This window comes from Halorubrum sp. SP9 (assembly GCF_005435015.1).
Lineage (GTDB): Archaea > Halobacteriota > Halobacteria > Halobacteriales > Haloferacaceae > Halorubrum > Halorubrum sodomense.
The window spans coordinates 1-9,990 of the sequence record NZ_SGXU01000055.1; the positions used below are offsets into that span (position 1 = coordinate 1).

General features: G+C 72.2%; 11 protein-coding genes and 2 pseudogenes. 4 read left to right on the plus strand and 9 right to left on the minus strand.

Annotated elements, in window-relative coordinates:
* From EXE45_RS15940 to EXE45_RS15955, 4 genes and pseudogenes are all read right to left on the minus strand, one after another.
* A pseudogene (locus EXE45_RS15940) lies at nt 1-324 on the minus strand (DUF63 domain-containing protein); the annotation flags it as partial.
* Nucleotides 324-773: a universal stress protein gene (locus tag EXE45_RS15945; protein ID WP_092923695.1), complete on the minus strand. Its 450-nt coding sequence runs from the start codon at nt 771-773 to the stop codon at nt 324-326. The pseudogene EXE45_RS15940 and the gene EXE45_RS15945, both read right to left, overlap by 1 nt.
* A 118-nt stretch (nt 774-891) precedes the next feature.
* On the minus strand, nt 892-1,812 hold the full coding sequence (locus EXE45_RS15950; RefSeq protein ID WP_137694897.1) for a Dam family site-specific DNA-(adenine-N6)-methyltransferase: 921 nt from the start codon (nt 1,810-1,812) through the stop codon (nt 892-894).
* A gap of 91 nt (nt 1,813-1,903) precedes the next feature.
* The gene (locus tag EXE45_RS15955) at nt 1,904-2,203 is read right to left on the minus strand and encodes a hypothetical protein (RefSeq protein ID WP_092923688.1); all 300 of its coding nucleotides are present in this window, start codon (nt 2,201-2,203) and stop codon (nt 1,904-1,906) included.
* A 342-nt stretch (nt 2,204-2,545) separates the two neighbouring features.
* Between EXE45_RS15955 and EXE45_RS15960 the strand changes: the two genes are divergently transcribed.
* Complete coding sequence (locus EXE45_RS15960) at nt 2,546-2,833, plus strand: hypothetical protein (protein WP_137694898.1); 288 nt, start codon at nt 2,546-2,548, stop codon at nt 2,831-2,833.
* Between the two features lie 125 nt (nt 2,834-2,958).
* On the opposite strand, the gene EXE45_RS15965 is transcribed toward EXE45_RS15960, so the two are convergent.
* Complete coding sequence (locus tag EXE45_RS15965) at nt 2,959-4,041, minus strand: NAD(P)/FAD-dependent oxidoreductase (protein WP_137694899.1); 1,083 nt, start codon at nt 4,039-4,041, stop codon at nt 2,959-2,961.
* Between the two features lie 341 nt (nt 4,042-4,382).
* Here EXE45_RS15965 and EXE45_RS15970 point away from each other — a divergent pair, with 341 nt between their 5' ends.
* Nucleotides 4,383-5,726 (plus strand): OFA family MFS transporter, encoded by a 1,344-nt coding sequence (locus tag EXE45_RS15970; RefSeq protein ID WP_092923679.1) that lies wholly within the window; start codon nt 4,383-4,385, stop codon nt 5,724-5,726.
* 38 nt (nt 5,727-5,764) lie between these two features.
* On the opposite strand, the gene EXE45_RS15975 is transcribed toward EXE45_RS15970, so the two are convergent.
* Both EXE45_RS15975 and EXE45_RS15980 read right to left on the minus strand, forming a co-directional pair.
* Nucleotides 5,765-6,169, minus strand: a complete 405-nt coding sequence (locus tag EXE45_RS15975; protein WP_092923676.1) for a hypothetical protein — start codon at nt 6,167-6,169, stop codon at nt 5,765-5,767.
* Nucleotides 6,166-6,774, minus strand: a complete 609-nt coding sequence (locus EXE45_RS15980) for a class I SAM-dependent methyltransferase (RefSeq protein ID WP_092923673.1) — start codon at nt 6,772-6,774, stop codon at nt 6,166-6,168. Before EXE45_RS15980 ends, EXE45_RS15975 begins: the two co-directional genes overlap by 4 nt.
* A 143-nt stretch (nt 6,775-6,917) precedes the next feature.
* On the opposite strand from EXE45_RS15980, the gene EXE45_RS15985 reads away from it, so the two are divergent.
* Nucleotides 6,918-7,682, plus strand: a complete 765-nt coding sequence (locus tag EXE45_RS15985) for a pirin family protein (protein WP_092923670.1) — start codon at nt 6,918-6,920, stop codon at nt 7,680-7,682.
* Nucleotides 7,683-7,722: 40 nt separating this feature from the next.
* Entirely contained in the window at nt 7,723-8,250 is a 528-nt protein-coding gene (locus EXE45_RS15990) for a hypothetical protein (protein ID WP_092923667.1), read from the plus strand.
* A 19-nt stretch (nt 8,251-8,269) separates the two neighbouring features.
* Here the strand turns inward: EXE45_RS15990 and EXE45_RS15995 are convergent, their stop codons facing one another.
* Nucleotides 8,270-9,313 carry a succinylglutamate desuccinylase/aspartoacylase family protein gene (locus EXE45_RS15995; protein ID WP_092923664.1) on the minus strand — a complete coding sequence of 348 codons (1,044 nt, stop codon included), beginning with the start codon at nt 9,311-9,313 and terminating at the stop codon, nt 8,270-8,272.
* A gap of 64 nt (nt 9,314-9,377) precedes the next feature.
* Nucleotides 9,378-9,990, minus strand: a pseudogene (locus tag EXE45_RS16000) (translation initiation factor 2); the annotation flags it as partial.

The following is a 9,990-nucleotide window of genomic DNA, read 5'->3' on the forward strand; positions in this document are numbered from 1 at the left end:
GGCCGCGAGGGCCGTCGCCACCCGGTCCGGGCGAGCGGCGGCGGCGGCGAGCCACGCCGCGCCCGCCAGCGACCCCACCGTGAGATAGACGGTCGGGGATCCGGCGAACGGGGCGAGGAGGGGCGGGAGCGCGTCGACGACGTAGAGGACGTGGGCCGCGGAGCCGAGCGCCATCCACGGGGCGAGCGCGAGCACGCGCCGGGCGGTGACCCGCGGGCGCCGGCGGCGGAGCGCGGCGACGACCCCGCCGGTCGCGAGCAGGACGACGAGGAGGTGGGGGAGGGGGGGTAGCGTCGTTCCCGCCGGGAGGAGGCCGACGACCATCAGACGGACAACACGGGCTGGCTCGCGTACAGCAGGACGTACTCCGCGGCCTTCCCCAGCACCTCGCCGGGATCGCCGGAGACCGGCTCGCGCGGGACGACGATGAAGTCCGACTCCAGCTCCTCGGCGGTGTCGAGGACGACGCTCCCGGGGTGGACGGTCTTCACCGAGGTGGAGAAGCCGTAGGCGATGGAGTTGCTGTGGGGGACCTCGGCAGCCTCCGCGCGGCGCGCGACGGAGTCGGTGAACGCTTCGGAGTCGGCGGCCACCTCACTCTCGTCGACCACGCCGTGGTCGATGGCGCGGACGACCTCCTCGTCGAGCACGTACAGCGCGTGGACGCCGGCGCCGTACTCGCTCGCGAGCGCGATGGCGTAATCGACCGCCTCGTGTGACTCCTCGCTGCCGTCGACGGGCACGAGGACGAGGTCGATATCGAGATCGGTCATACCCTGGCCGTCGGCGGGGGAGGTCAAAAAGCCCGCCGTAACGGCGCGGTCGGGGACGCGGAAACCGACACCGGCGGCCCCGGCGGTCGCTGCCGCCGGCGGCCGCTCGGGGACCGGTTCAGAAGCGAGAGAGCTTCCGCTGGCCGGCCTCCCGGCGCTCGGCGGGCGGGACGTTCGTCGCGACGATCTCGTCGACGGCGTCCCGGTTGTCGGCGTCGCTGTTGATCGCGCGTGTCGCGTCTTCGCGGTCGACGCGGAACCCCGCGTCGGCGTACGCGTCGTACATCACGCCGCTGTTCGAGAGCACGACCCACACCCCGGCGTCGTCGAGTTCGCCGGCGACGTCGAGCAGGCGGCGCTGGTCCTCGCGGTCGAACCCCGACGCGCTGTACTCGTTGAAGTTCGCGGTCGCGCTCATCGGCTCGTACGGCGGGTCGAAGTAGACCAGATCGCCCGGTTCCGCCGCGTCGAGGACGTACGCGAAGTCTCCCCGTCGGATCTCGGCGTCGGCCAGCAGATCGCTCGCGCGCCGGACGCGGTCTCGCTGAACCCAGTCGGGGTCGACGTACCGCCCGACCGGGACGTTGAATCCGCCGTCCGCGTTCTCGCGGTAGAGGCCGTTGTAGCAGGTGCGGTTGAGGTAGAGGAGGAGGGCGGCCTCTTCGAGCGGGTCGAACTCCCCCTCGTACGGGCGGCGGTTGAACCGCGCGCGCTGTTGGTAGTAGTAGCTGTCGACGGCCTGACCGCGCGCGGTCTCCGCGGCGTACGGGAACTCCGGGTCGGGGTCGCTCTCGGGGTCGTCGAACGAGGCCAGCCGAGAGAGCAGTTCGTCGGGGCGGTCGCGGACCTGCTCGTAGAAGTTCACGAGCCGCGGGTTCGCGTCGTTGATCGTCGCGTGCGGCGGTTCCAGGTCGAAGAAGACGGCGCCGCCGCCGACGAACGGCTCGTGGTACCGGCCGAAGGAGGACGGGAACCGGGCGTACAGCTCGTCGAGCAGCTGCCGTTTCCCGCCCGCCCACTTGAGGATCGGCTCGGCCATCGCTGTCGGGTGTCGCTCGCGCCCGGACAAAAACGTCCCGGGCCGCGCCGGCGGCGGGGCCTCGTGCCGGGGCGCGCGATCGGTCGGAGCGTCAGTCGTCGGAGGGCTCCGGCTCCGGCATCGGGAGGTCGTCGACGTGGGCCGCGGCCTCCTCGAAGTTGGGGCCGGGTTCGATGGTCCCGGCCTCCCGGTCCCACTCGATGTAGCCGGCCTCCTCTAAGGCCGGCAGGTGCGTCTCGCGGAGCTCGGCGGCGATCTCGTCGGCCCGGCCGCGAACGCGCAGATCTGCGACCGTCTCGACGGTGTCGTCGGCGAGGCCGGCGACCGCGCGCCTGCGCTCCGGGGCGGAAACGACGAGCGCTGGATCGGTAGTGGGAGTGTCGGGTGTCATCGTGTGTCTCTGTCCGTATCTACGGGACGACTCGAACCGGAATAAAGCCACCGCCGAACGCGGTGCCGGTCCGGCGTCGCCGCCGGCGGAGCGCGCCCCCCGACGCCGGAACCGCGAGCGGCGTCCGCGCCCACCGGGAACCCCCGACCACCGGGCGGGATCGGCGCCACCGACCGACGTATGTCACAGATATATGAGAAGTGTACTAACCGTTCCCATGGTACCACTTACACGGCATGAACGACCGTTTTAGATGTTTTCCGTGCGTGAGTGTTGGTACCATTTCTCAAAACTTATTTGGAATATGAAAGGTTTTAGTCGTCGGAGCGTGTAGGGTGAGATATGAATCAAGGCTCCATGATCTCGGCGGACCAGCACCGACGGATCGGCTCCGAATCGCCGCCGGGCAGTCGCTCGCCGCTGGGAACCCTCGCGTTCCTCGCGCTCATCGTCGTTCCGTTCGTCGCGTTCGCGTACCCGGTGGCGAGCGTCGCGCTGTTGACCGGCACCGTCGCGCTCGCCGTCCTCTCGCGGTCCGTCCTGCGGACCCTGCGCCGACGCAGCGGACGGGTCCAGACGCTCACGCTCCCCGGTCTGGGCACGGTCGAGTACCGAATCACGACGAACTGACGCGACCGCCCGGCCGCCGGCCGAGGCGTCGCGGAACCGCTTTTTCGAAAAGCCGCCGTTCTCGGAGCGGCGCCGCCGCGTCCGACCGCGGCGCCATCCCCGAATCTCTCGTTTTCCGCTCCTCCCTAGATCCGGTACGCGACGCGCTCGCCGGCGTCGAGCCCGTTCGCGATCGCGGCGTGGAGGCGTCCCTCGCCGGCGACCCAGTCGCCGAGGAGGTACAGCCCTACGTCGCGCGCCGAGTCGACGGGACCGCGGTCGACGCCGCCCTCGGGGAGCGCGTAGCGCCATCCCTGATGGTCGGTCCACGCCGGGTCGGCCAGCCGATCGTCGCCGATGATGTCGGCCGCGTGGGCCGCCAGCGCGTCGACGTTCCGGGCCGGGTCGTCGTCGTAGTGCGCGGCGGACCACGCGCCGTTCGCTTGGACGACGAGCAGCGTCTCCCCGTCGGGGACGTGGCCGGCCTTACACTCCTCGCGGGAGATCCAGCCGACCGCGTGCTCCTTGTCGGTGTTGACGAGCGCGTAGTAGGGAACGTCGAGCGAGAACGGGTAGTGGAGGACCGCGGTCCAGACGCTCCCGTACTCGACCCTCCCGACGGCCTCGACGAGCGTCTCGCGGAGCGGGTCGTCCCACTCGGCCGTCCGGAGCAGCTCGGCCGTCTGCGGGGCCGGCGGATTCAACAGCAGCGCGTCGAACGGCCCGTGCGTCTCGCCGTCCGCGTCGTCGAGTTCCCAGCGGTCGTCGCCGTTCGCTTCGTCTGCGCCCCCGCCCGCGCCGCCCGCACCGTCGACCCGCCGCACCGTCTCGACCCGGGTGCGTCGGTGGACGGTCGCGTCGGTGCGGCCGAACAACCGCTTCGCGATCTGTGTGAGCCCCCGCCGGTAGCTCCACTTGTGGTCGTCGGCGTCGCGGCCCGGGGACACCGCTCCGTCCGCCTCGAAGGTGTACACCGGATCGGTCACGTCGACGAGCCCCTCGTCGTCGAGCGTCTCGGTGATCAGTTCGACGACGCGGTCGTCGTCGCTTTTCAGGTAGTTCGCCCCGTAGTCGTACGTGAGGTCGTCGTGGCGGCGGGTCGCCGCGCGCCCGCAGAGGCCGCCGGACTTCTCGAGGACGGTCACGTCCGCGTCGGGCACGGTGCTGTCGATCACGAACGCCGCCGCGGCCGCCCCGGCGCCCGCGCCGACGATGCCTACGTGGGTCACACCGATCGTTGGGCTCCGATCCACTTAATCGGTCGCGTGGCGGCGACCGCGGCGTCGAGGACGCGGTGACGGAGCGAAACGCCGGACGCGGGCCGGGACCGAGTCGGAGTGACGGAGGCGGTCGAGCCCGGGTCGGCGGGCGGCGCCGATCACCGCGAGGTCCGCGTCGTGCGAGTCGGCGCGGGGGACCGACCGCAACGACGCGTTTTAGTCGACGAGTGCGGTGAGTGAAAACGAGCGGCCCGCCCCGCGACGGACGGAGAGACGGGCGCGGGGACGCGGACCGACACGGGACACGCACGTCATGACACAGACCGACAGCACGCGGACGACGAACGACGATGGGTGAGGGCGAACCGACGGCGGAGGACGCCGATGGGGAAGCGGAGGGAGCGGCGACGGCCGGCGGCGTCGACTACGCCGCGCGCGCGGCCGACACCCTCGGCTTCTCGCGGTGGTGGCAGATCGCCGCCGCCGCCGGGATGATGGCCGCGGTGAGCCCGTACCAGTACGTCTGGTCGTCGATCTCGCCGGCGCTCTCGGAGGGCCTCGACATCGCGCTCCCGGCGCTCGGCGCGGTGTTCTCGTTTTACGTGGTGTTCCAGTCGCTCTCGCAGTTCCCCGCGGGAAAGTGGCGGGACAGCCGCGGCCCGGGTGCGCTCACGTTCCTCGCGGCGATCCTGGCCGGCGGCGGGTACGTCGGGCTCGCGTACGCGACGAGCCTCTGGCAGCTGTACCTGCTGTACTCGCTGGGCGCGGTCGGCGTCGGCATCGTCTACACCGTCGCGGTCAACACCGCAGTCAAGTGGTTCCCCGACCGAACGGGGCTGACGACCGGGGTCGGGACGATGGCGTTCGCCGCCGGGAGCGCCCTCGTCGTCCCGTACGTTCGCGCGAACGCGACCGTGACGGCGTACAGCGACGTGCTCCGCAACATCGGGATCGGGATCCTGGTCGTGACGCTGGTCGGGTCGCTCCTCCTCCGAGACCCCCCGAAGGACTGGCTGGATCGGGCGGACGGCGACGACGACGGCGACGAGGGCCTCGCGGCGTCGATCCGCGGCCGAAACTACTCGACGCGAGAGATGCTCACGACGTGGCAGTTCTGGCTCCTGTACGCGATGTTCATCGCGATGGCGAGCGCCGACCTCCTGGTCATCGCGAACGTGGTCCGGTTCGCGGAGAACTTCGGGCTCGCGGCGCTCGTCGCGACGCTGTCGGCGACCCTGCTGCCCGTCGCGGCAGGCGTCTCGCGGCTGATCCTCGGCGAGGCGACCGACCGCTTCAGCCGCAAGCGCGTGATGGCGGGCTCGTTCCTCCTCGCCGGGCTGTTCCGGATCGGCCTCGTCGGCGCCGGCGAGGCGGGCAACGGCGCCGTCTTCGTCGTGTTCGTCCTCGGAGCGATGTTCTTTTCCTCGCCGCTGTACGTCTTCTTCCCGTCGCTCCTGGCCGACTACTACGGCGCGGCCAACTCCTCCGGCAACTACGCGGTCCTGTACACCGCGAAGGTCGGCGGCGGCGTCTTCTCCGGCGTCGTCGCCGGCTACCTCGTCGCGGCCCTCGGCTGGAACCCGACGTTCCTCCTCGGCGGCGGGCTGGCGGTCGCCGCGGGACTGGCGACCTTCGCCCTCCGGCCGCCGAGCGGGTCCGGCCTGGAAACGGTCGAGCCGGCGGCCGCGGACTGAACGAGCGGCCTCGGAGTCGGGCGTTTCGGCCCCGCCCCCTACCGCGTTCTCCGACGGACGGCGAGCGACCAGAGCCCGACCGCGGCGCCGCCGGTCGCGAGCACCGCGTTGACGCCGCTCGGTTCGAGCCCGAACGGCGTGAACGCCGGCGCTATCGACGCGTGGAGCAGGAAGCCGACCCCGAACGCGGCGGCGACGCGTCGCGGGCGAAACACCCACGCGTCGGCGTCCCGCTCCGCGGTGCCGAAGACGCGGTCGCCGGAGGCGACGAGGACGTGCCCGACCCCGAACACGAGGCCGAGGGCGACCGAACCGGCGAAGTCGACGGCGACGCTCGTCGCGAGGGCGCGGTACCACAGCACGTGCGCGAGCCGCGCGGCCGCGCCGAGCGTGACGGCGAGCGCGAGGTCGAAGGCGACGACCGCGACGCCGCGCGGCGTCACGGGAGCCTCCCGACCACGGCGTGGAACGGGTCCTCCCCCGGCCGCTCCGCGATCCGCTCGGTGACCTCGAACCCGCCCGCGGCGAGGTATTCCTCGACGAGGTCGGCGCGCTCGGCCATCGAAGCGGCGCGCCACGCGCGCACGGCCTTCGTCGGGAACATGCGGTTCGAGAAGCTCACGACGACCGTTCCGCCGGGGGCGAGGACGCGGGCGAACTCCGCGAACACGGCCCCGGGATGCTGGAGGTACTGGACCGACAGCGCACAGCAGACGACGTCGAAGGCGTCGTCGTCGAACGGGAGCGACCGATCGGCGTTGAGGTCGGTGACGACGAACTCGTCGAGCCGGTCGTTCGCGGCCAGCTCGGCCTCGTTGAGCCCGTGGCCGACGACGCGCTCGTAGTCGGTGTCGGGCAGGTGCGACACCCAGCTGCTCATCGCGTCGAGGACGCGGTCGCCGGGCTCGGTGACGGAGTCGTACAGCTCGGTCAGCCGCGCGAGGAACGCGTCGTCGGCGTGGGTGACGAACCGCGGCTCGTCGTAGAACGTCCCGTCCGGCCGGTCGTCGCGCTTGCGGCGGTCGAGATCCGAGAGGACGGTCGTCACGGTACCGGATTGTGGGGAGCGGGACAAAAGAGCGCGTCGCCGTCGCGGGGCGGCACCCGCGCCTCGCTCGCCGTCCACACCCCGCCTTCCGCCGGTCCCCTCCACCGGACGGCTTTTGCCGACGGAGATTTTACCAGTTGGTAATGGACTCCACCACGACCACCGACCGCGGGCTCTACCCCGCGCCCCGATCCGACGTCTTTCAGGACCAGGGGAAGTTCCGCACTCGGTTCAACTTCCCCGGCCGCAACCTCCCGGACCACGACGACCACGGCTACGGCCCGCTGTCGACGGTCGTCGAGTCGTTCATGGACCCCGGCACGCTGATCCGGATGCACCAGCACCGCGACGAGGAGATCGTCTCGTGGGTGCCCGCGGGCGTGATGCGCCACGACGACCGCGAGGGAAACGAGCTCGTCACGGACGCCGACCACCTGCTCGTGATGAACGCCGGCGAGGGGTTCTGGCACGCCGAGGAGACGCTCGCGGACGACCCGCCGCTCCGGATGCTCCAGATCTTCGTCCGCCCGCGGGAGCTCGGCTTAGCGCCCGGGATCCAGCACGGCCCGCTGCCGGACCCCGAGCCGAACGAGTGGCGCCGCGTGTTCGCGTCCGCGGGCGCGGATCACCCGTTCACCGTGCGCAACGCGGTCGACTGCTACGACGTTCGACTCGACGCGAACGAAGGCGCGACGCTCCCGGCGGCCGGGGAACGAGACGCCTACGCGTACGTCTTCGAGGGGTCGGTCGACGTCGGCGGCGCCGCCCTCGACGAGACGGAGAGCGTCCTGTGGACCGGCGACGGCGCCCCGCCGACCGTGACCGCGGGCGGCGAGGGCGCGACGGTCGTCGCCTTCCTCGTCGACCCCGACGCGCCCGTCACGCGGCAGGGGACGATCGGGCGGTAGGGTCGGAAAGGCTCAACTCCCGGCCCGCCGAACCCGGGGTATGCGCACCCCGCTCGCGGCCGCCGCGCTCGTCGCGCTCGGCCTCCTCCTGATGGCGAACCCCCTGTATCTCCCCGTCTCGGTCGGTGAGCCGGACCCCGCGTACACGCACACGGTCCGGCCGGTGGGAGAGGGGTCGGCGGCCGGCATCGAGTCGCCGGCGGCCGGGAGAGCGAACGGCAGCGCCGAAGCGTCGAACGGGGTCGTCGCGTACGCCGACCTCGCGCCCGAGGCCCGGGCGGCGTTCGACCGCGCCCGCGACGCTCCCGAAGGCGGGTTCGGGGTCGAGAGACCGGACGAACGCGTCGACTCGCTGTCGTACCCGACGGAGCCGACGCTCGGGGACGGCCTGTTGATCGTCGCGTACGACGGCGAGCGGTACGAGTTCTGGACCCGGACCGTCGAGCGCGAGCCCGTGGGCGTCGTCGCGCAGCGCGTCCTCCTCCAGCCGGCGGCGTTCCTGGTCGGCTTCGTCGGTGTCGTCGCCGGCGCCGCGCTCGGGCTTCGGAAGCGGCTCGGCGGGAGCTGAAACCGCCCCTCCCGCGACCTCACCGCGACGCCGTCGGCGTCGGCTGTCCCACCGGCTCGGGCGCGTCGCCGGCCTCGATCGCCCGGCGGGTCGACTCGCCGATCTCGACGAGGTGACACAGGGGGTTGCCGGGGTAGACGACCGGGTTCTCTAGGAGCCCGATCAGGAGGCCGGTGAAGGGGGCTTCGACCGCGACGGCGTCCTCCTTGAACGGATTGGTGATCGTCGCGATGCGCTCGCCCTCGCGGACGAGCGACCCGCTCTCGAAGTGGGTGTCGACGATGCCGCCGGAGTCGGCGCGCAGCCACGTCTTCTCGCCCGCGCCGGCGACGATCGTCCGCCAGCCCGGCCAGCGCACCGTGTCGGTCTCTAGCAGGCCGTACTCCGCGAACACGGAGCGGACGCCGGCGAGGGCGTCGTCGATCAGCGGGCGCTGGAACCGGTGGGCCTCCCCCATCTCGATCGTGATCGTGGGGACGCCGTCGTCGGTCGCCTCGCCGCGGAGGGTGCCGCCCGGCCCGTCGCTGTCGATGATCACCTTGGAGCCGAACGCCAGCGCGAGCCGGTGGACCGACTCGTCGGTCATGTCGGCGCGGACGTGGAGCATGTTCGTCCGGCCGCGGGTGGAGGTGTGGAAGTCGAGTCCGAAGTCGCACGGCGCGACGAAGTTCTCGTAGATCCGGTGGGCCATCCGCTTCGAACTGGTCGACCCCGGCTTCCCGGGGAACGACCGGTTCAGGTCGCGGTCGTAGACCGGCAGGTAGCGCTGTTGGGCGAGGAAGCCGGGGACGTTGAGGACCGGGAGACAGACCAGCGTGCCCGCCAGCTCCGAGAGGTCCCACTCGTGGGCGACCTCGCGGACGACCTCGATCCCGTTGAGCTCGTCGCCGTGGGCGGCGGCGGTGAGGAACGCGGTCGGGCCGTCGCGCTCGCCGTTGACGATGGTGACCGGGATCCGGACCGGGTCGCCGAGGTACGTCTCGCTGATCCCGTAGCGGATGTTCTGGGTGTCGCCGGGCGGTACCGCCCCGCCGTTGTACGTGAACGCCCGGTCGTCGCTCATGACAGGAGGGAGCGCTGCGGAGGGTTTATATATGACGACCCGGCCGTCGGGCCGCGGTCCCGCGTCAGCGGTCCCACCGGTCGGTCCATTCCGCTCGGGACTCGTGTTCGGCGGCCCGCGCCGCGACCGCCGCCCGGTCGAGCCGCCCGTCCTCCGTTAGCACCCCGGCCAGCAGGTCGCCGGGGACCCGCTCGAAGATCGGGTTCTCGACCGCGACGGCGCGGTCGCCGTCGTACACCGCCGAGGGGTCGCCCGACTCGCGGACGACCTCGTCCGCCGTCGCGACCTTGTCCGCGGCCGCGACCGCGTACGCCGGGACGCCCGCGTCGGCCGCCGCCAGGGCGAGCGGATACGAGCCGACCTTGTTCGCGACGCCGCCGCTCGGCAGTATCCGGTCGGCACCGAGCAGGACGCAGCCGACGTCGCCCTCGCGGACGAGCCCGGGGAGAGCGGCGTCGGTCGCGAGCGTCGCGTCGACGCCGGCGGCGGCGAACCGCTCCGCCGCGTCCACCCCCTCGCGGCCCGGGCGCGACTCCCCGACGACGACCGGCCGGTCGACGCGGCGCAGCGTCGCCGCGACGGTTCCGGACCGCGACAGCGTCGCCGCCGGACCGACCGTCTCCGCGACCCGGAAGACGCGGGCCGGTCGGCTTCTGCGTCCCCTCGACTCCGTCGAC

Excerpts from the sequence above, each read along its gene's own strand:
- EXE45_RS15950 (WP_137694897.1), bottom strand. The coding sequence starts at position 1,812 with ATGGCCGAGCCGATCCTCAAGTGGGCGGGCGGGAAACGGCAGCTGCTC.
- EXE45_RS15960 (WP_137694898.1), top strand. The coding sequence starts at position 2,546 with ATGAATCAAGGCTCCATGATCTCGGCGGACCAGCACCGACGGATCGGC.
- EXE45_RS15955 (WP_092923688.1), bottom strand. The coding sequence starts at position 2,203 with ATGACACCCGACACTCCCACTACCGATCCAGCGCTCGTCGTTTCCGCC.
- EXE45_RS15990 (WP_092923667.1), top strand. The coding sequence starts at position 7,723 with ATGCGCACCCCGCTCGCGGCCGCCGCGCTCGTCGCGCTCGGCCTCCTC.
- EXE45_RS15995 (WP_092923664.1), bottom strand. The coding sequence starts at position 9,313 with ATGAGCGACGACCGGGCGTTCACGTACAACGGCGGGGCGGTACCGCCC.
- EXE45_RS15945 (WP_092923695.1), bottom strand. The coding sequence starts at position 773 with ATGACCGATCTCGATATCGACCTCGTCCTCGTGCCCGTCGACGGCAGC.
- EXE45_RS15985 (WP_092923670.1), top strand. The coding sequence starts at position 6,918 with ATGGACTCCACCACGACCACCGACCGCGGGCTCTACCCCGCGCCCCGA.
- EXE45_RS15970 (WP_092923679.1), top strand. The coding sequence starts at position 4,383 with ATGGGTGAGGGCGAACCGACGGCGGAGGACGCCGATGGGGAAGCGGAG.